Source organism: Pseudomonas sp. B26(2017), from assembly GCF_002113045.1.
Classification (GTDB): Bacteria; Pseudomonadota; Gammaproteobacteria; order Pseudomonadales; family Pseudomonadaceae; genus Aquipseudomonas.
Map to the genome: position 1 here is coordinate 102,223 of NZ_NEJJ01000016.1, position 19,418 is coordinate 121,640.

Annotated in this window: 16 protein-coding genes and 3 pseudogenes; 11 read left to right on the forward strand and 8 right to left on the reverse strand. The window is 59.5% G+C overall.

Annotation, left to right across the window (positions count from 1 at the left end; genetic code table 11):
• Positions 1-18: 18 nt before the first annotated feature.
• Both xylG and CAF79_RS22465 read left to right on the forward strand, forming a co-directional pair.
• Entirely contained in the window at positions 19-1,575 is a 1,557-nt protein-coding gene (xylG, locus tag CAF79_RS22460; RefSeq protein ID WP_085700360.1) for a D-xylose ABC transporter ATP-binding protein, read from the forward strand.
• Positions 1,576-2,712, forward strand: a complete 1,137-nt coding sequence (locus tag CAF79_RS22465) for a sugar ABC transporter permease (RefSeq protein ID WP_085700361.1) — start codon at positions 1,576-1,578, stop codon at positions 2,710-2,712.
• Between the two features lie 11 nt (positions 2,713-2,723).
• Here the strand turns inward: CAF79_RS22465 and CAF79_RS22470 are convergent, their stop codons facing one another.
• The gene (locus tag CAF79_RS22470; RefSeq protein ID WP_085700362.1) at positions 2,724-3,605 is read right to left on the reverse strand and encodes a LysR family transcriptional regulator; all 882 of its coding nucleotides are present in this window, start codon (positions 3,603-3,605) and stop codon (positions 2,724-2,726) included.
• Between the two features lie 125 nt (positions 3,606-3,730).
• On the opposite strand from CAF79_RS22470, the gene CAF79_RS22475 reads away from it, so the two are divergent.
• Entirely contained in the window at positions 3,731-4,720 is a 990-nt protein-coding gene (locus tag CAF79_RS22475) for a zinc-dependent alcohol dehydrogenase family protein (RefSeq protein ID WP_085700363.1), read from the forward strand.
• A gap of 88 nt (positions 4,721-4,808) precedes the next feature.
• Here the strand turns inward: CAF79_RS22475 and ycaC are convergent, their stop codons facing one another.
• The gene (gene ycaC, locus CAF79_RS22480; RefSeq protein WP_085700364.1) at positions 4,809-5,441 is read right to left on the reverse strand and encodes an isochorismate family cysteine hydrolase YcaC; all 633 of its coding nucleotides are present in this window, start codon (positions 5,439-5,441) and stop codon (positions 4,809-4,811) included.
• 374 nt (positions 5,442-5,815) lie between these two features.
• Here ycaC and msrA point away from each other — a divergent pair, with 374 nt between their 5' ends.
• Both msrA and CAF79_RS22490 read left to right on the forward strand, forming a co-directional pair.
• Positions 5,816-6,322 (forward strand): peptide-methionine (S)-S-oxide reductase MsrA, encoded by a 507-nt coding sequence (gene msrA, locus CAF79_RS22485; RefSeq protein WP_085700365.1) that lies wholly within the window; start codon positions 5,816-5,818, stop codon positions 6,320-6,322.
• A gap of 149 nt (positions 6,323-6,471) precedes the next feature.
• Complete coding sequence (locus CAF79_RS22490; protein ID WP_085700366.1) at positions 6,472-7,983, forward strand: sensor domain-containing diguanylate cyclase; 1,512 nt, start codon at positions 6,472-6,474, stop codon at positions 7,981-7,983.
• A 210-nt stretch (positions 7,984-8,193) separates the two neighbouring features.
• On the opposite strand, the pseudogene CAF79_RS28980 reads toward CAF79_RS22490, so the two are convergent.
• A pseudogene (locus CAF79_RS28980) lies at positions 8,194-8,364 on the reverse strand (GABA permease); the annotation flags it as partial.
• 2 nt (positions 8,365-8,366) lie between these two features.
• Between CAF79_RS28980 and CAF79_RS22495 the strand changes: the two are divergent.
• Positions 8,367-8,627, forward strand: a pseudogene (locus tag CAF79_RS22495) (LysR substrate-binding domain-containing protein); the annotation flags it as partial.
• A 20-nt stretch (positions 8,628-8,647) separates the two neighbouring features.
• Positions 8,648-9,109, forward strand: a complete 462-nt coding sequence (alaE, locus tag CAF79_RS22500; protein WP_085700367.1) for an L-alanine exporter AlaE — start codon at positions 8,648-8,650, stop codon at positions 9,107-9,109.
• A gap of 13 nt (positions 9,110-9,122) precedes the next feature.
• Here the strand turns inward: alaE and CAF79_RS22505 are convergent, their stop codons facing one another.
• Entirely contained in the window at positions 9,123-10,337 is a 1,215-nt protein-coding gene (locus tag CAF79_RS22505; RefSeq protein ID WP_085700368.1) for an aldose 1-epimerase family protein, read from the reverse strand.
• 547 nt (positions 10,338-10,884) lie between these two features.
• On the opposite strand from CAF79_RS22505, the gene CAF79_RS22510 reads away from it, so the two are divergent.
• A complete protein-coding gene (locus CAF79_RS22510) occupies positions 10,885-11,247 on the forward strand; it encodes a DUF6124 family protein (protein WP_085700369.1) in 363 nt (120 codons plus the stop codon).
• Positions 11,248-11,957: 710 nt separating this feature from the next.
• Here the strand turns inward: CAF79_RS22510 and CAF79_RS22520 are convergent.
• Positions 11,958-12,392 (reverse strand): annotated as a pseudogene (locus CAF79_RS22520) (FAD-dependent oxidoreductase); the annotation flags it as partial.
• A 193-nt stretch (positions 12,393-12,585) separates the two neighbouring features.
• Here CAF79_RS22520 and CAF79_RS22525 point away from each other — a divergent pair.
• Positions 12,586-13,914, forward strand: a complete 1,329-nt coding sequence (locus tag CAF79_RS22525; RefSeq protein WP_085700370.1) for an amidohydrolase — start codon at positions 12,586-12,588, stop codon at positions 13,912-13,914.
• 68 nt (positions 13,915-13,982) lie between these two features.
• Here CAF79_RS22525 and CAF79_RS22530 read toward each other — a convergent pair whose 3' ends face one another.
• From CAF79_RS22530 to CAF79_RS22540, 3 genes are all read right to left on the reverse strand, one after another.
• Positions 13,983-14,237: a colicin E3-like toxin immunity protein gene (locus CAF79_RS22530; protein WP_007958170.1), complete on the reverse strand. Its 255-nt coding sequence runs from the start codon at positions 14,235-14,237 to the stop codon at positions 13,983-13,985.
• A gap of 7 nt (positions 14,238-14,244) precedes the next feature.
• The gene (locus CAF79_RS22535; RefSeq protein WP_085700371.1) at positions 14,245-15,465 is read right to left on the reverse strand and encodes a colicin E3/pyocin S6 family cytotoxin; all 1,221 of its coding nucleotides are present in this window, start codon (positions 15,463-15,465) and stop codon (positions 14,245-14,247) included.
• 91 nt (positions 15,466-15,556) lie between these two features.
• On the reverse strand, positions 15,557-16,480 hold the full coding sequence (locus tag CAF79_RS22540) for a LysR family transcriptional regulator (protein ID WP_085700372.1): 924 nt from the start codon (positions 16,478-16,480) through the stop codon (positions 15,557-15,559).
• A gap of 105 nt (positions 16,481-16,585) precedes the next feature.
• On the opposite strand from CAF79_RS22540, the gene CAF79_RS22545 reads away from it, so the two are divergent.
• The gene (locus CAF79_RS22545; protein WP_085700373.1) at positions 16,586-18,553 is read left to right on the forward strand and encodes an alkyl/aryl-sulfatase; all 1,968 of its coding nucleotides are present in this window, start codon (positions 16,586-16,588) and stop codon (positions 18,551-18,553) included.
• 153 nt (positions 18,554-18,706) lie between these two features.
• Positions 18,707-19,345 (forward strand): response regulator transcription factor, encoded by a 639-nt coding sequence (locus CAF79_RS22550; RefSeq protein WP_085700374.1) that lies wholly within the window; start codon positions 18,707-18,709, stop codon positions 19,343-19,345.
• Positions 19,346-19,418 lie beyond the last annotated feature (73 nt).

A 19,418-nucleotide genomic window follows, 5' to 3' on the forward strand; every position in this document is an offset into this window, starting at 1 on the left:
CGCTTGTGAGTCTCTGCCATGTCCGACTTTCTGTTGCAAATGAACGGCATCGTCAAAACCTTCGGCGGTGTCAAAGCGCTCAACGGCATCGACCTCAAGGTCAGACCCGGTGAATGCGTCGGGCTGTGCGGCGAGAACGGTGCCGGCAAGTCCACGCTGATGAAAATCCTGTCGGCGGTCTATCCCCACGGCACCTGGGACGGTGAAATCCTGTGGGACGGTCAGCCGCTCAAGGCGCATTCGATCAGCGAAACGGAAGCCGCCGGCATCGTCATCATTCACCAGGAACTGACGCTGGTTCCCGACCTCTCGGTGGCCGAAAACATTTTCATGGGCCATGAGCTGACGCTGCCGGGTGGGCGGATGAACTACCCGGCGATGATCCACCGCGCCGAAGCCCTGATGCGTGAACTGAAAGTGCCGGACATGAACGTGTCGCTGCCGGTTTCGCAGTACGGTGGCGGTTATCAGCAACTGGTGGAAATCGCCAAGGCCCTGAACAAGCAGGCACGGCTGCTGATCCTCGACGAGCCTTCTTCGGCCCTGACCCGTTCGGAAATCGAGGTATTGCTGGACATCATCCGCGACCTCAAGGCCAAGGGCGTCGCCTGCGTCTACATCTCCCACAAGCTCGATGAAGTGGCCGCTGTGTGTGACACCATTTCGGTGATCCGCGACGGTAAACACATCGCCACGACCGCCATGGAAAACATGGATATTCCCCAGATCATCACCCAGATGGTCGGCCGGGAAATGAGCAACCTCTACCCCACTGAACCACACGACATCGGCGAGGTGATTTTCGAGGCGCGCCACATCACCTGCTACGACGTCGACAACCCCAAACGCAAACGGGTCGACGACATTTCGTTCAACCTCAGACGCGGGGAAATCCTCGGCATCGCCGGGTTGGTCGGCGCCGGTCGCACGGAGCTTGTGACCGCGCTGTTCGGCGCCTACCCCGGTCGCCACGAAGGCGAGGTCTGGCTGGACGGTCAACCCATAGACACCCGCACACCGCTCAAATCAATCCGCGCCGGCGTGTGCCTGGTGCCCGAAGACCGCAAGCGTCAGGGGATCATTCCCGATCTGGGGGTCGGCCAGAACATCACCCTGGCCGTGCTGGACAGTTTCTCGAAACTGACCCGCATCGACGCCGAAGCCGAACTGGGCAGCATTGATCGGGAAATTTCGCGCCTGCACCTCAAGACCGCGAGCCCGTTCCTGCCGATCACCAGCCTGTCCGGGGGCAATCAACAAAAAGCCGTGTTGGCAAAGATGCTGCTGACCCGGCCCAGGGTTCTGATCCTCGATGAGCCGACCCGAGGGGTGGATGTCGGCGCCAAATACGAGATCTACAAGTTGATGGGGATGCTGGCCGCCGAAGGCGTGTCGATCATCATGGTGTCTTCGGAGCTGGCCGAAGTGCTCGGTGTTTCCGACCGCGTACTGGTGATCGGTGAAGGCCGGTTGCAGGGCGATTTCATCAACCATGAACTCACTCAGGAACAGGTGCTCGCCGCGGCGCTCAGCCAGCCCGACAGCCATAACAATAAAGATCGGAAATCCGCGTAAATGAATCAGGTCAAACAACTCTTCACTCGCTACAAGATGCTCGCACTGGTGTTTGCCGTGGCGTTGATCTGGCTGTTCTTCAGCTGGCAGACCGAGGGCGGATTCCTGACACCCCGCAACCTCTCCAACCTGCTGCGCCAGATGTCGATTACCGGGATTCTCGCCTGCGGCATGGTACTGGTCATCATCAGCGGCGAGATCGATCTGTCGGTCGGCTCATTGCTGGGCCTGCTCGGCGGCGTGGCAGCCATTCTTGATGTTGTCTATCACATACCGCTGCTGGCGAACCTGAGCCTTGTGGTGGTGTGCGGGCTGCTGATCGGCCTCGCCAACGGCTACATGGCGGCGTACCTGCGCATTCCGTCGTTCATCGTCGGGCTGGGGGGCATGCTGGCTTTCCGGGGCATCTTGCTGGGGATCACCGGAGGCACGACCATTGCGCCGGTGTCGCCGGAACTCGTCTACATTGGCCAGGGTTATCTGCCACATACGATCGGCGCCGGTCTGGGTGTCCTGCTGTTCGCACTGACGCTGTTCCTGACCTGGAAACAACGGCGCAATCGCGCCCTTCACGGCCTCGCGGCACACTCATTAGTGCGTGACGTGGCACGCGTGTTGTTGATCGGCGCGGTGCTGGCCGGTTTCGTCCAGACCCTCAACAGCTACGACGGCATTCCCGTGCCGGTCCTGCTTTTGCTGATTCTGCTGGGCGGATTCAGCTACGTGACCAGCCAGACCGTGTTCGGCCGACGCGTCTATTCGGTGGGCAGCAACATGGAAGCGACGCGCCTGTCCGGTATCAATGTGCAGGCCGTGAAGCTGTGGATTTTCGGGATCATGGGCGTAATGTGCGCCCTCGCCGGCGTGGTCAACACTGCGCGCCTGGCCGCCGGCTCGCCCTCGGCCGGCAGCATGGGCGAACTCGACGCCATCGCCGCCTGCTTCATCGGTGGCACCTCGATGCGCGGCGGTTCCGGCACAGTCTACGGCGCACTTCTCGGCGCACTGGTCATCACCAGCCTGGACAACGGCATGTCCATGCTCGACGTCGACAGTTACTGGCAGATGATCGTCAAGGGCAGCATTCTGGTGTTGGCTGTCTGGGTGGATGTGAGTACGCGGACCGGTCGGCGGTGAGCGGGTTTTAACTACCCGAACGCCCCCCGCACAAAATCAATGAAGCTCCGCAGTTTGGGTGTCAGCCTCGGATCCGGTGCATACAACAGATTCATCGGCGAAACCGGCACCCTGTACTGCGGCAGCAGACTCACCAGTGTGCCGCTCCTCAGCGAATCCTTGACCAGTTCCAGCGGCAGCATCACCACCCCCAGCCCTGCCACTGCTCCGGACAGCAACGGGTCGCCCTGATTAATCGTCAATCGGCTTTTAATCGGCACGTCGATGCAGCCTTCCGGGCCTTCGAATCGCAGATGTGAGCGGCCGTCCGAATAGGCGAACGCCAGGCATTCATGTTCCTGAAGATCCCAGGGCGTGGTGATGGGTGGGCGGCGTGCGAGGTAGGACGGTGCCGCGCACAGCACCATGTGATAGGGCATCAGCGGCAATGCCTTAAGCCCGCTGTCGGCGAGTTCGCCGATGCGAAACACTGCGTCATAACCGCCGTCCACCAGGTCGACCAGTTCGTTCGACAGCGTCAGATCCACCGACACTTGCGGATAACGAACCATGTACTCCAGCAGTTTCGGCGACAGCGTGCTGACACCGAACGTGACGGGTGCATTGATCCGCAACCGGCCGCTGGGCACGCCTCGAGTCACGGCGGCCATTTCTTCGGCGGCGTCCATGTCGGCCAGAATCAGTTTCGCCCGCTGATAGAACGTACGGCCGAAATCCGTGAGGCTTTGCTTGCGGGTGGTGCGGTTGAGCAGCGAAACGCCCAAGTGTTGCTCGAGCATTTTCACCTGCTTGCCGACCATTTGCGGGGACTGGTTGAGTTCGTCCGCCACCGCGCTGAAGGAGCCCAGCTCCACCGCTTTGACGAAGGTGGCCATAAGTGTGAGGCGATCCATTGGAAACTCGTTGTTTCTAGTGTTGCGCCATCCTAGGCCTTTATCCGGAACAGGCCAAAGCCTAAATTGGCGTCCATGGCACCGGTTTACGCCGGTGCAATTCATCGATAACCGAGGAAGTACAGATGGCACGCATTGTCAGGATTCATGAATACGGTGACGCGAGCGTCCTGAAACTGGAAAACGTCGACGTCCCGGCACCGGCGGCGGACGAAGTGCAGATCGAGGTCAAGGCCTTTGGCCTGAATCGCGCCGAAGTGATGTTCCGCAATCACGCTTATCTGCAGGAAGCCGAGTTTCCCAGCCGTCTCGGCTACGAAGCCGCCGGCGTGGTGGTCGCGGTCGGCGCCAACGCCAGCGAATTCAAGATCGGTGATGCCGTCAGCCTGATTCCGCCGCTGGACATCGCGCGCTGGGGCACTTACGGCGAGCTGGCCAATGTGCCCGCCCACCTCACGGTCAAGCACCCGCAGAACCTGTCATTTGAACAAGCGGCGGCGTCCTGGATGCAATACGTCACCGCGTGGGGTGCGCTGGTCGAACAGGCCAAACTGCAAAAGGACGACTTCGTGATCGTCACCGCCGCCTCCAGCAGCGTCGGCCTGGCAGCCTTTCAGATTGCCAAAATGGTCGGTGCCACTTCGATTGCCATCACTCGAACCCGCGCCAAGAAACAGGCCTTGCTCGACGCCGGCGCGGCGCACGTGATCGTCAGCGACGAGGAAGACATGGTTGCAGCAGTCATGGCCTTGACCGACGGCAAAGGCGCGCGAGTGGTGTTCGATCCGGTGGGCGGCCCGTCGTTCGAACCGCTGACCCAAAGCATGGCGCGCGGCGGCATCCTGCTGGAGTATGGCGCCCTGAGCCCGGAGCCGACGCCGTTCCCGCTGTTTACCGTGCTGGGCAAATGCCTGACCCTCAAGGGTTACCTCTACGCGGAGATCGTCTCCGATCCGGCCACCCTGGCACGCGCCAAGACTTTCATCGGCGATGGGCTGGCGTCCGGCGCGCTGCAACCGATCATTGCCAGGACATTCACCCTGGATGAAATTCAGGAGGCGCATCGCTTTCTTGAAGCCAATCAGCAGGTCGGGAAGATTGTCGTCACGGTTTGAGGTGACAAGTCCCCTGCTCTTCTGTTTGCGCTAGAAACGACGAAAGCCTGCTTTTTTCAAAGCAGGCTTTCGTCTATCCGGCATGCGGTTATTTCTGATGCGCGGTCAGCGCTGCATAACCATTCATCAAGTTGCGGTAGTTCGGGATGCGCTGGGACAGCAGGTTGCCCAGGCCTTCGATGTCGTTGCGCCAGTCGCGGTGCAGTTCGCAGGCCACCGAGAACCAGTTCATCATTTGTGCGCCGGCCTGGGTCATGCGGTTCCATGCGGCCTGTTGCACGGTGGTGTTGAAGGTGCCGGAGGCGTCGGTCACCACGAACACGTCAAATCCTTCCGCCAATGCCGACAGGGTCGGGAACGCTACGCAGACGTCAGTCACGACACCGGCAATGATGATCTGCTTGCGGCCGGTGGCCTTGATTGCCTTGACGAAGTCTTCGTTGTCCCAGGCGTTGATCTGGCCTGGGCGGGCGATGTACGGCGCGTCCGGGAACATTTCCTTGAGTTCCGGCACCAGCGGGCCGTTCGGGCCTTGTTCGAAACTGGTGGTGAGGATGGTCGGCAATTCGAAGAACCTGGCCAGATCGGCCAGCGCCAGCACGTTGTTCTTGAACTCGTTTGGCGAGAAGTCCTGAACCAGAGAAATCAGACCGGTCTGGTGGTCGACCAGCAGAACCACGGCGTCGTCTTTGTTCAGGCGGTTGTAGGTTGGAGTGCTCATGTTTGAATCCCTTTTTAGTTGTGGAAGTGCGTTTGCGTTCAAGATGGGCACAGATTACTGACTCGCCTGAAAGCGATAAATCGTCTGAAATGCGTTTCACCGTCAACCCAAAGCGGACAATCCACAATGTTTGCTTCCAGACTGAGTGCCGGAGAACCCGGTTTGCCGATCAGCGTTTCCGCCAGTCAGCGGTATTCTTTGAAAGGAACTGCCACGTGTGGCCAAGAACTGGAGCCTGATGGTTGGCTTGCCGATAGTGGGAAAACGCCGTAAGCCGACGCTTCACGATTTATTTACCGGCTCAACCTTGGAATCGGTCCACACTCCCTCATATGAAGGAACATCTGCGACCCATTCGAGAGGAAGGACAAGCCATGACCACTCAAACCGAAACCGCCATTCTCGCCGGCGGCTGCTTCTGGGGCATGCAGGACCTGTTGCGGCGCTACCCCGGCGTGCTGAAGACGCGGGTCGGCTACACCGGCGGCGATGTGCCGAACGCCACTTACCGCAACCATGGCAATCATGCCGAAGCCATCGAGATCCTCTTCGATCCGGCTGTGATCAGCTATCGGCAGATCCTCGAATTCTTCTTCCAGATCCACGATCCGAGCACGCCCAACCGTCAGGGCAACGACCTCGGTCCAAGCTATCGTTCGGCGATCTATTACCTGAACGAGCAACAACGCGATATCGCCGAAGACACCGCAGCCGATGTCGATGCGTCAGGCCTTTGGCCAGGTCGTGTGGTCACCGAAATCGAACCGGCGGGACCGTTCTGGGAGGCGGAACCGGAGCATCAGGATTACCTCGAGCGCATACCGAATGGCTACACCTGCCACTTCATTCGCCCGAACTGGAAACTGCCCAAACGCGGTTGAGGTCCAGCGCGGTTCGGTGCTGTAACCCATTCATCTATTGCTGCAGCGACACCTGACTGCTTGTATCCTTGCACGCGATGAGGACAAGCGACTGCCGTCATTGCCTTGATCCAATAGCCTCTGGAACGGACTTTCCATAAGGTAGTGACGTGAAGCGAGATACCCACCTGGTTGTGCTTTTGCTGTTGGTTATCGGCTGCTCCCTGGCCTCACTGACTGTCTGGAAGGTGCTGGCCTCTCGAGAGCGAGCGCTGGAGGAAGTGGACATTCACGGGTTGAACCTGACCCAGGCGCTTGTCACCTATTCCGAAGGCATCGTCCGCCAGAGTTCGGCGCTTTTGCTCGGGCTCGTCGAACGCCTGGAAACCGAAGGCAGTGGCCCCGTTCAGATCCAGCGGATCAGTTCGCTGATCGACCGGCAGGAGTCGCTGATGCCACAGCTCAGCGGCATCACCATCTACGACAGTCAGGGACGCTGGCTGATGTCCTCCAACCGGCCGATTCCGGCCGGGGCCAATAGCAGTGATCGCACCTATTTCATTCATCACCGCGATGATCCCTCCCCCGAAACCTTTATCGGTCCGCCCATTCAAAGCCGCACCAATCAGGAATGGGTAATTACTGTCAGTCGACGTTTCAATGATGCTCGCGGTGAGTTTGCCGGAGTGGTCGCGGTGACCTTGGGCATCGAGAACTTTCTGCGGCTGTTTGGAAAGATCGATGTCGGCCAGGAAGGTGCCATCGGGTTGTCCTATACCGACGGTACGTTGCTGGTTCGCTATCCCTTCCGCGAGCAGGACATGGGGCGCAATTTTTCAAAGTCACCGATCTACGCCAAGTACCTGGTGGATCACTCTGTCGGCACCGCCTCGTTCACCTCCAGCCTGGACGGTGTGGAAAGGCTCTACGCCTTTCGCAAAAGTGACCGGCTGCCGCTGATCACGACTGTCGCACTCGGGAAACGCGAAGCCCTCGCCGCGTGGCGAACGGAGGCGCTGCTATCGGCCGTGGTGGTGACGGGCCTGCTGGCGCTCACGGGTCTCATCGGCTGGTTTTTGATACTGGATATTCGACGCAGAACCCAGGTAGAAGCGGAGTTGATGGGCACTCAGCAGCAGTTGCTTTCGTCAAACAGGCAACTTGAGCTGTTGGCGATGAAGGACGCCCTGACCGGTCTGGCCAATCGACGCTGCTTCGATGTGACACTGGACGTAGAGGCGCGACGAGCGCAGCGCGACGGCACATCCTTGGCATTGCTGATGATTGATATCGACTACTTCAAACTGTTCAACGATTCCCACGGGCATGTTGCCGGCGACGATTGTCTGCAACGCGTTGCTAACGTGGTGGAGGCGTGCGTGCGCCGTCCCTCGGATCTTGTGGCGCGGTATGGCGGTGAAGAGATGGGCGTCATCATGCCCAATACCGACGGCGAAGGTGCGCAGATCGTGGCGCAACTGATCCTCGACCGATTGAAGCAAGCGAACATTTCCCACGAATCCAGCCCGTTGGGACGAGTGAGTGTCAGCATCGGGATTGCCACTGCCACCGGCTCCCGGCTAACCCCCGTGCAAGGTTTGATCGAAGCCGCCGATGAAGCGCTTTACAGTGCCAAGGCCCTGGGGCGAAACAGGTGGGTGAAACTGCCCGGCTTGATCTAGCCTCAAGTGAAACCACGCGGGAGAAAACCACCATGCCCCCTCCCCGAGCCACTCGCGCTGACAAGCCGTAGATGGAATGCCTGTGTATGGGGCACGCAAAATCAAAGGGTCGTACACCAAGGGGCCGATGGTTGCGGGCAAAAGCCCGGTGATCGATCTTCCCCAACGTCATGCCGGGGCCAGCCCCACCGTTCAAGCGCCAGAAAAAACCTAAGCCTCGCCCGCCGAAGCCACTGCCCTCACCTGCCCATGCTGGCGCGTGGTCACCAGCCCGATAAAGGAAATCGCCAGCGCCAGGCCAATGGTCGACGTCACTTCCAGACGATGCTCGGGGGTCTCCATCATCACCGCGAGCGCGGCGCAGATGAACGCGATCACCAGCCGCTGCCGCAGTTGCTGGCCTGGGCGTCGCCTACCTGCCTGACTGCCTCACCCATGAGCACCTGGCAACGGGAGCACTGTTGCAGATCATGACAAACCATCCCCCACCGCCAGCAGGTGCCTACCTCCTCCGCCCGCCGGGGCCGCATCCCGCCCGGAAAATACGCGTGCTCACCGAGCTGTTGATCGAGTTCTTCGGCGAATCTCCGCACCTGGCGGTGCAGCCGCTGTCACATCTGGAGGATGCGCTGGCACCTACCTGAACCAGGACAGGAGATGTGATTTGCTTCAACGCCCGCAACAGTCAATGCGCCGTACTGCATTCATCGCAGACACAACGGCGCTGATCCTGTTTTTCACAACCACCGGCATCATCAATGAACGATTCATTGCCGGCATGACGTGGGATCAGGTTCTTCATGCGCGCCTTGTGGGCGCCGTATTGATGGTGCCCGTCGCAAGACCTTACGGTCTGTGGCGGGACTGGGTCATGAAGCGAGCCAGCCCGCGTCGAGTTTCCAGACTGCTGTGGGACAGCTTCGCCCTCGTCAGTTTCCAGGTCCCCCTCTATGCAGCGATCATTGCCTCCAGTGGTGCATCGGGCGGTGAGCTGGTGCGCGGCACGCTCGGTGCGGCCTTGATGATGCTGGCGCTGGGGCGACCCTACGGGGCATTTCTCAACAGGATACGCAAGGTGTTCGGCTTGCCTCCGGGTGGCGACAAGCCGATGTCGCTGAACAGTTGAACGACCGCCGGCTTCACCCCTTGCTCAGATCCACCAACGGTGCCTGCCGCACCTCAGTCTCCCGCCCGCCCTGAATCTCGCTCACCTGCTTCAAGGCCTTATCCACCGCCGCCTTATCCGCCAACAAGCTGTAGCTGATGCGGAACTCTTTGTGTTCCTTCGGCCCGATTGTGGGCACCAGGTTCAGTGGCCGCTGATAACGACGGTTGTAGGAAAAACTCGTCCCCGGCTCCAGACCGGTGACATAACCCTGACCTTGGGTATCGGTGTTCTTCCACAGGGAAAACACCGGCAATGTCTGCGTATTGAAGCCAACCGAAACGCCCAGACTGCCAGCCTTGTTATGCAACACGGTCAACGTATCGCCCTTGGCATCGGCATACGGCACCACGTTGTAAACCGTTTCGTCGTAGTCCTTGGTCGGTGCGCGGTAGGTTTGCCATTCAGCCAAATCGCCCTTGGCCTTGTCGTTGAACGGCGACACCTGTTTCACCGGCGCGGCGAAACGAGCGCCCTGCTCCAGGAACGGGGTGCTGAAGTTGCTGTGGTACAGCGCCTGGTACTCCTTCGGATAGTCGCCGTTGTTGGTCAGCGTGTCGTTGAGGGCGAACATTGCGCTGCCGGGTTCGGTGACCAGTTCGGTAGCGACGGAGAAGTCGACTTTCTTGAACGCCTGCTCTTTCAGTTCACCGCGCAGGGTGATGGCGTACGGTGGCGTTTCATCGATGTGCAGAGTGACTTTGTTCGCAGGAATGTTGGCGGCCCGGCCGTGCAGGGTCAGCAGTTCGCCGTTGTCGACGCCGGGGTGACCGACCCATTCGTACCCGCAGCGGGTCACCAACTCATTGAAACCCTCCAGCCAGCCCAGACCGCCGCGGCCATTGAGTTCGATGAAGGACGGATTGACCACTTCCTTGACCGGCGAATCCCAGCCCATGCGCACATTGCCGACCGAAGCCTGCAAGACGTTCATGCCCCGCGTCGGCACCACCGAGAGTTTCATCGTGCCGTTATCGATGTCGACAATGCTGACGCCCTCCTGCCGACCACCATGCAAGGTGCGCAGGCTGACGCTGAAAGGTTTGCCGGTTTTCACGCCGAGTTGCTGGCTGGTGATCTGCCAGTTCTGAGCGGCTTTGTCGGTGTCGAGCAGAACGTAATCCCAGGCCATGGCGTGGGAAGCAGCGGACAGTGCGCTGAGGGCAACAACGAGTTTGAGCGGGGTCATGGGAGCAGCCTTTCTTGGAGTTGTGCCGTTTTTATAAACCTGCTGAAACGTTTCATCAAGCTTAAAAAGTGACGCGCGTCGGTAGGTGCCAAGAACGAATGGTGCGGACAGGAAAATTGAAATCGATGTGATCGGATTATTCAGGAGCTGCATGGAGCGTCTGATTTCGACATGGCGAGGGCGGCGTGTTTAAGCGTTTTCCGAAGGGTGCTTAGAAACGCCCGGCATTACTTCCCCACGGCTACAGCGTCTTGCGTCATTGCCTACGACTACGCCAGAATCCGCCGGCTTGTGCGTCTGGGGTGCGGGTTTTATCGTTTCCGGGTCACTGAAAAACAGTGATCGGGTTTGGTAGCCCGGATTACCTGTCGCATCGCAACACCAGATTGCAGGGACTCTTTCGTCCTCTGTTTTATGGTGGCCATGCGTAGGGCGTCTTCGGACGCGCCGGGTATCCAGGTGACCGGTCTACCAACCTCCGTATGGCCACCACCCTCGTTTGGTAGCGAGGCTGATGGCTCCACTTTCTCACCCTGGAGCTTCATCTATGTTCAAACCCACACCGAACCCACCGGAAACCGATCCGGTATCGCCCTACAAATTTCCCGATTCCCGAACCCTCAACGAAGCGGCCGAACGCGCGCTCGACCATTACCTCACCCCACAACAACGCATCATGGGCAGCCACACCAGGCATGATCCCATGTACCTGGCCAACCCGGCCTACAACACTGAATCTCTCTTGGCCAACGCCAGTGAATCACTGGGCTCGGCCAGCGAAATGCTCAACAACTTCGCTGCCACACTGGAGCCAGCCCATCGCAAGACTGCGATCGGGATTGCGCAGTTGGTGATGTTGAGTGAATTGGCGGTGAATCAGGCGTTGGATCATGTTGAGGTGAAGACCTAAACGCTTGCCCTCTGCGCCCAGATAGCACGCGGCTAAAGAAGGCATGAGCGTTGGCCGTAGCTGCCACGATGAATGGCAGCTATTGGCCAAAAAGCAAATATTTGCGCAAAAAACAATCGCCCTTGGCTGCACCGATGATGTTAAAAAGACACTTTTTTCGGATAGGGCCAAATTATGGTGGGCGAGGTAGGGTTTTGTGATTGGCGTCCTTGGTCTGAACGGACAGAACTCGAAGGAAAGAATCTCCCGGGTGTGTACTTCATCGCACGCAGTAAAAAGAAACCTGACAACTACAGGGTAAACAACGATTTCATCATCTACATTGGCGAGACAACAGGCCAGACATTGGCAGACCGGTTGCGTCAATTCAACACGTCAGCATTCAGCGAACGCCCCGGACACTCTGGAGGTAATACTTTTAGGTTGACACTTCTGGAAACCACGCCACTTGAGCATCTTTGGGTCTCAGCCTGTCCTGTCGACATGGGACAGCCTTACACCACTGCCTACATCAAACACTTAGAGCGAAAGCTGCTCTGGGAGTACGTGTGCACGTGGGGAAAATATCCAGATTGCAATCGGTCCTGACTAAGGAGCTAGCAACACTCGTAAAAATCGAGGATTGATGGATTTGAAAAAATGGGGACGCATCTATTTTCGCCCAAGCTGCTATTGAACAAAACGCTCATTCCAGCGAGGTCACCAAGCGCCCCGATGGCGTCGTCGCGCACCTGGGCAAACTGCGGAAAGCGCTGGCGTATCTGGCCGGCGTCGAGGACTTCGTGTTCGATGCCGTAGGTCTGTGCCAGGGCGATGGTGCGCAGGGTGAAGTCGGTTTCGTCCGCGGGATCGAAGTCGGGGCTGGAGGTCAGCACCAGCAGGCCGGTCTGTTCGAACAGGGCCTCGCCCGACAGCGCTTCCAGTTCGCGCCAGATGCGGTGGGAGTTACGCACGATGGGCACGTGTTGCGCGCCCTCGCCCACGGACAGTCGGGTGATGCGGGTGTCGCCATGGCTGGAGCCGAATGTGTGCGGCGGATGGTGGCGGTCGATGCCGACCACGTTGACCCCGGCTTTCGCCAGTTGATACACCGTGGCCGCGCCCATGGCGCCGAGGCCGATGACCAGTGCTTCGCATCGTTCCATGATTGATTTCCGCTCAGGCAAAAGAGCCACAGTGAAGCGGATCAGACGATGGAAAACAATCCGCTGAAAGCCGCGCTCAGGCAAAAACGCGAAAAACCAAAAGCCGTGCGATCACCGGCCAGACTCGTTTGTCCCGCCTTGCATCGCGACATACCCTCTGACGCCAATAAAAACCATAAGAGAGAGTCCCGCCTTGATCCGTTTCTGCAAAACCTCGCTGTGCCTCGCCGTTCTGTCTTCGTTCGTTGCCACTGCCAGCCATGCCGCCGAGGCGCCCTGGGTCGATAGCGCCGTGAGCGCGGTCAATCAGGAAGTCGTCGATTTGCGCCAAACGATTCATCAGCATCCAGAGCTGGGCAATCTTGAGTTCAAGACTGCCGCGCTGGTGGCTGAGCGGCTGAAAGCGTCGAACATTGAAGTGCGCACCGGGGTCGGCAAGACGGGTGTTGTGGGTGTGCTGAAAGGCGGATTGCCGGGGCCGGTCGTGGCGTTGCGCGCCGACATGGACGCCTTGCCGGTCAAGGAGATGACGAACCTGCCGTTCGCCAGCCAGGCCACCAGCACGCGGCTGGGCAAGAGTGTGCCGGTGATGCACGCCTGCGGGCACGACACCCACACCGCCATGTTGCTGGGCGCCGCGAAAGTGCTGGCCGAGCATCGCGATCAGGTGCGCGGGACGGTGGTGTTTCTGTTTCAGCCGGCCGAGGAAGGCGCGGCCGATGTCGATGAGTTCCAGACCGACACTCTGATCGGTGCGCAAGCGATGATCCGCGATGGCGCGCTCGATTCGCCCAAGGTCGAAGCGGTGTTCGGGGTGCATGTGATGGCGGGTTATCCGACCGGGCATCTGTTCTACAAATCCGGGACCGTGCTCAACAGCAGTGACTCGTTCCGCATCACGGTCAAGGGCCAGCAGACTCACGGCTCGGCGCCCTGGAGCGGTGTCGATCCGATTGTCGCCAGTCAAGGCATCATCAGTGGATTGCAGACGGTCAGTCGGCGTGTCGATCTCACACAGGGCATGGGCGTGATCAGTGTCGGCACGATCAACGGCGGTTCGGCGGCCAACATCATTCCCGAGACCGTGGAAATGACCGAGACCATTCGCACCAACAACGCCGACATCCGCGACACAATCCTGAAAAAGATGCCGCCGCTGGTGAACAGCATCGCCAGCGCCTACGAAACCCAGGCCAATCTGCTGCTGGTGAACAATGCGCCCGTGACCACCAACGATCCGGCCCTGACCGAAGCCATGATCCCGGCCCTCGAACTGGCAGCACCGGGCAAGGTCGAGCGCCTGCCCGCCTCGCTGTCGCCGAGCGAGGACTTCTCCTACTACGCGCGCAAGGTGCCGGGGTTGTTCGTGTTCCTCGGCGCCACGCCGGAAGGCCAGGACATGAGCAAGGCGCCGAACAACCACAGCCCCTACTTCACCGCCGATGACGCAACACTGGCCACCGGGGTGAAGGCGCATGTGCAGTTTGTGCTGAATTATGCGGGGCGGGGTCAGCGGGGCTGATTGGCTTATGTGAAAAGGGGGGCGGATTTATTTTCGTAAATACATCCGCCCCCTTTGCTAGTGGTTGCTCACCACGTTGTTCTGTATCGAAAGGACACTTGGTAGTCGAATACCGCTGGTTCGATTTTGTGGGTAAACAATGGCTGTAATTTTGCTATCCAGTCATTCCGTACATCAAATCCGCCGTCATAAATCTCATTTTCCTCCAGCAGACCCAACGACTCGATGATTGAACCGTCATCACCGAGATCGACCGAGTACTCCTTTCCCTCAGCGAGCTCTGTTTTTTTGTCATACCAATTCAATCTGACTTTCAGTCCCATTCCAGCCTCATAGATACTTTTTAATGCTGCGGTTTTTCTTGGGAGGGGCAATCTGCTCACCTGTTAAATGATCAAAAGCCCCTAGATGGCTGCCATCACTTGCACGATAGGCTTCGAGTTCTCCGTGCTGTGAGTCCCATTCATAGATGTTTCTGCCTTTAGCATCCGTCCAGCGTTCTCGAAGACCGCCACCGCCCTGCTTTGGTGTTTTCTTCTTCGCTTCCTTCAAACCCGGGAATCCGACAATTTCTTCCGTTTCAGGTGCCGAATGGTAATCGTGGTCGGGGCTGGGAAGCTTCCTGCTGGAAACATTCAAGACAATGTACAGCGGCCGAACCCCGGAACTCGCCGGAAACACCAATATGAAATCCCGATACTCCGGCGGATAAACCGGATTCACCAGAATCCCCTCCGCCGCTTTCGTCGGCGGATACACCCAGATATGCGGCGCTTGCGGACCAGCCTCCAGTGCCGGAATACCAAGAATGTCGGAACCATTCACAGCCGGCGTCCAGATCAGCTCAACACCTTCGCCAAGGTCTGCAATAAACCGGTTACCGCGTGCAGCGAACCGCACGACATCAACCATCTCCCAATCGCGATTCTTGCCGGTATAGAAGCCGTAACCCTTGAGACTGCCATCGGCCTGCTGTTCAACGCGCAGGCGCACGCGGGTTCGGGCCTGTTTGAGGGCGAGCAACTGGTCTTCGGTATAGAGCGCGCTGTCGCCCAGGTTTGACGGCATGAACATCGCCACCAGACCGAGCAACGGGCTGATGGCAGCAGAGGCCATCGCGGGCAATGCCTTGAACGCCTCACCGGTAAGGGCAAAAGCGCCCAGCCCCGCTGAAATTGCCGTGCCGCTGATTTTCTTGAGTGCAACGCCACCGCTGTCATCGGCCTCACGCCCACCGAGCAAAATCAGCTCGCCGTAATCCTTCAGGCTGTCAGTCGGCACCATTCCCGAAGGATTCGAGTAATCGATAATCGCGTCCGGCAGCTTGCACGACTTGGCAAACACGCAGCCGGCGCGCGCTGGCTCTGGCTTGTTCGCCGCCATCTCACGGCTACGTTCGAAGGCGTCTTGCCGCGCCAGCATGGCGTCGTACTTGTTTTGTCGGTCGTTCTGATCAGCCAGTTTGGTGGCCGTCATGTAGCGGTAAGTGACGTGATGCCCGTCGCCCGCCGGTGGGTTGGGAACCCGGGGAATGTCCTTTTGACCAGCCACTGATTGTCCTTTCGTTCATGCATCGCCAGCCCCTCGCAAGGGGCTGCACGACGTTAACGAAGCAGGAAAATCGTGGCTGTAGGACGTATCTCTAAAGACGTGGGGATTGTTCGACGTGAACGGATTGCATCTCGGCAACGACCGCCTCGATCACACACAGCGCGGTCGGCGACAAGCTTCTGCCCTGCAAACTCACCACGCCGATTTCGGAGTGAAATCCCGGCCTGTCGACAACATGAAGCTCGATCAAACGCCCCACTCGAATGTCTTCGGCCACCGCGCCATGGATGACGCCGAGGATGGTGTCAGTCGAGCCGGCAACAGTCTTCAGCAACGCCACGTCATCACACTCCAGCACGATGGGCAGCGTCTGGCGGGTGGAGATGGCGAGGGTTCGGGCGGTCTCGAGTTTCACCACTTCCGGCAGGCGCGTCGTGGCGATGCCATAGCCTTCCAGGTCTCCCATCGCCACTTTACGCCCGGCCAGTGGGTGCTCCGGTCGTACGAAGAAACCTGCCGAGACCTGGCCCAGCGAACGGATCAGCAGGTCGGAGTCCGCCGTGAAGTTGCGAATGTCGGCAACGAAGAATTCGATCGCTTCAGCACGCAACCGCGCTTCGAGAATCTGCCAGTTGTTCACTTCCACCCGCAGCGTAACCGCCGGGTGATCCTGACGCAGTCGCGGCACCACTTGATGCATCAACATCGCAGCCGGGAACGGGCCGACGCCGAAGGCGAGGCTGCCCAGTTGGCGATCGCTGTAGAGCGCCATGTCCCGCTCCAGCGAGCGGGCATCGAACAGCAGCCGCCGCGCCCGCTCGATCAGAAACTCCCCTGCCGGCGTCGGGCGAACGTCGCCGCTATCGCGATCGAACAGCCGTTGCCCGGTTTCGCTCTCAAGCGCCTGAATGCTGCGGCTCAGGGCTGGCTGGCTGAGATGAACGCGTTCGGCCGCGCGGCCGAAATGGCGTTCATCGGCCAGTGCGAGAAGGTGTGAGAGTCGTTTGAGGTCCATTCGCGCGATGCTAGCGACGCATTATCCGGATGTAAACAATGCATTGGATACATCGCCGCCCTGCCCCTAGGCTGGAGCGCATTCGACCCTCGGAGAACAACAAGAATGAAACCGACCTTCTACACGATCATCGCCTTGGCGCTGCTGTCCCTCGCCGGCTGCGATAACAAACCCGGCGTCGCAGCCGGCGACGCCACGACCGCCACGGCAGCGGTGATCCAGGCGTCGATCAAGGGCCTGGACCTCAGCGACAACCGGGACATGGAAGATGCCCAGCGCGGCTTTATCGCCCGCCCGACCGGCAAGATCCTCGGCGCTGACGGCAATGCCCTGATCGATTTCGATGCGTACCGTTTCGTCGAAGGCCCGGCACCAGCTACCGTCAATCCGAGCCTGTGGCGGCACGCGATGCTCAATGCGCAGATCGGTCTGTTCAAGGTCCGCGATGGCATTTACCAGTTGCGCGGTTTCGACATCGCCAACATGACGCTGATCGACGGGCAAACCGGCTGGATCGTGGTCGACCCGCTTACCTCCCGGGAATCCGCCGCCGCAGCGCTGGCCTTCGCCCGCGAGCATCTGGGCAACAAGCCCGTCAGCGCGATCATTTTCACCCACGACCATGCCGACCATTTCGGCGGAGTGCTGGGCATTACCTCAAGCAGTGAAGTGGCCCAGCGCAACATTCCCATCGTCGCGCCCGCCGGGTTCATGGAGGAAGCCACCAGCGAAAACATCCTGGCGGGCCCGGCGATGGCGCGGCGTTCGATGTATCAGTTCGGCAAGAACCTGACCCCGGGCGTGACCGGCATCGTCGACACGGGGCTGGGCAAGAACGTCGCCTACGGCAGCATGGGCATCCTGCCGCCGACGCAGATCATCGACCAGCCGGTCCAGCCGCTGCTGCTCGACGGCGTCAGCTTCGTGTTCCACAACATGCCCGGCGCGGAAGCCCCGGCCGAGCTGACGTTTTCGATCCCCGCGCTCAAGGCGTATGGCGGTGCGGAGCTGCTGGCGCAGACCATGCACAACCTGCTGCCGATCCGTGGCGCCAAGGTGCGCGATGCGTTGCGCTGGTCCGAATACACGCAAATCGCCCTCGACGAACTGGGCGATACCGAGGTCTATTTCGGTCAGCACAACTGGCCGATCTGGGGCAACGAACGGATCCGCGAATTCATCACCAAGCACCGCGACGTCTACAAGTACCTGCACGACCAGACCGTGCGCCTGATGAACGCCGGCTACACGCCCAACGAGATCGCCGACAAGATCCAGCTGCCGGATTCGCTGGCCTCGTACTTCGGCACCCGTGGCTATTACGGCGACCTGCGCCACAACGTCAAGGCGATCTACCAGCTGTACCTGGGCGCCTACGATGGCAACCCCGCGCACTTGAATCCGCTGGTGCCCAAGGAATCGGCAAAGCGCTACGTCGAATTGATGGGAGGCAACGCCAAAGTGGTCGAAGCAGCACGCGTGGCCTATGACAAGGGCGAATACCGCTGGGTCGCCGAGCTGCTGGATCAGGCCGTGCTGGCCAAACCCGACGACACCGCCGCCAAGGAACTGCTGGCCCGCGCGTACGAACAGATGGGCTATCAGGCGGAATCGGCGACCTGGCGCAACAGCTACCTGACCGCTGCCATGGAGCTGCGCAACGGCCCGCCAGCCAAGGGCGTCAAACGCTCCGACCTGATCGAACTGATGAAACAGACGCCCACCGAACGCTTCCTCGAAGCCATGGCCGCGAGCCTCGACGGCCCGGCGGCAGATGGCAAGCACTGGACGTTCAATCTGGTGCTGACCGATACGAATGAATCGTTCGTGCTGTGGATCGAGAACGCCGTGCTGCACTACCGAAAAGGCCCGACCGCGGCGGACGCCAACGCAACGCTGACCGTCACCAAGGACCTGTTCGTCCAGTTGCTGGGCGGCACCGCCGGGCTAAAGGAAACGCTCACCTCCGATGATCTGAAGGTGGATGGCAGCAAGGTCGATCTCGTGAGATTTCTGGGGTTGCTGGAAAAGGCACCGGGGAATTTTGCGATTGTCGCCCGGACAGGAAACTGACCCATCAAGGCCATCGATAGAAGAAGTACCAGGTCGATGGCCTCTGGACGGTTAGCCAAGCAAAATCCAATGAAAACCGGAGGCGCGGGCAAAGCTTTCCATTGAGTTGTTCAGCATCCTGCGCAGCCCGATCGCCGCGAAGCCATCCCGCGTATGGACGTAGAACTTTCACCCGAGCGAAACCCTGAATCCATCGTTTTCATCATTGATGATGACGCCCCCCTGCGCGAGGCCCTTGGCAGCCTGTTGCGCTCCATCGGCCTGCAGGTCGAGTTGTTCGGATCGGTCGCCGACTTCATGAAATACGAGCGACCTGACCTGCCCAGTTGCCTGGTGCTCGATGTTCGATTGCAAGGCACCAGCGGGCTGGTCTTTCAGCAGGCGCTCGCCGACGCCAAAATCCACCTGCCGATCATATTCATGACCGGGTACGGCGACATCGCCATGACGGTGCGCGCCATGAAAGCCGGTGCCGTCGACTTCCTGGAAAAACCGTTTCGCGAGCAGGCAATGATCGATGCCGTGGTCGCCGCGCATACGCGGGACAGGTCACACCGCGAGTGCGAACGCCGCCATCATGAATTGCGCACACGCTATGGGGCACTAACGGTCAGAGAGCAGTCGGTAATGGGATTGGCCGTTTCGGGCTTGATGAACAAACAGATCGCCAGTGCCATCGGCTTGAGCGAGATCACCGTGAAAATTCACCGAAGCCAGGCCATGCGCAAGATGCGCGCGCAATCGTTCGCCGATCTGGTTCGAATGGCCGAAAGCCTGGGTATCAACCATTAGATGCAGCGCCCTTATTCAGCGCACATTGATAGTTGTTTATATACGTTGGTATGACTTCTACATACACGGGCAG

Bases quoted from the DNA above. Each gene is read 5' to 3' on its own strand.
- xylG (WP_085700360.1), top strand. From the start codon at position 19: ATGTCCGACTTTCTGTTGCAAATGAACGGCATCGTCAAAACCTTCGGC.
- CAF79_RS22465 (WP_085700361.1), top strand. From the start codon at position 1,576: ATGAATCAGGTCAAACAACTCTTCACTCGCTACAAGATGCTCGCACTG.
- CAF79_RS22470 (WP_085700362.1), bottom strand. From the start codon at position 3,605: ATGGATCGCCTCACACTTATGGCCACCTTCGTCAAAGCGGTGGAGCTG.
- CAF79_RS22475 (WP_085700363.1), top strand. From the start codon at position 3,731: ATGGCACGCATTGTCAGGATTCATGAATACGGTGACGCGAGCGTCCTG.
- ycaC (WP_085700364.1), bottom strand. From the start codon at position 5,441: ATGAGCACTCCAACCTACAACCGCCTGAACAAAGACGACGCCGTGGTT.
- msrA (WP_085700365.1), top strand. From the start codon at position 5,816: ATGACCACTCAAACCGAAACCGCCATTCTCGCCGGCGGCTGCTTCTGG.
- CAF79_RS22505 (WP_085700368.1), bottom strand. From the start codon at position 10,337: ATGACCCCGCTCAAACTCGTTGTTGCCCTCAGCGCACTGTCCGCTGCT.
- CAF79_RS22510 (WP_085700369.1), top strand. From the start codon at position 10,885: ATGTTCAAACCCACACCGAACCCACCGGAAACCGATCCGGTATCGCCC.
- CAF79_RS22530 (WP_007958170.1), bottom strand. From the start codon at position 14,237: ATGGGACTGAAAGTCAGATTGAATTGGTATGACAAAAAAACAGAGCTC.
- CAF79_RS22540 (WP_085700372.1), bottom strand. From the start codon at position 16,480: ATGGACCTCAAACGACTCTCACACCTTCTCGCACTGGCCGATGAACGC.
- CAF79_RS22545 (WP_085700373.1), top strand. From the start codon at position 16,586: ATGAAACCGACCTTCTACACGATCATCGCCTTGGCGCTGCTGTCCCTC.
- CAF79_RS22550 (WP_085700374.1), top strand. From the start codon at position 18,707: ATGGACGTAGAACTTTCACCCGAGCGAAACCCTGAATCCATCGTTTTC.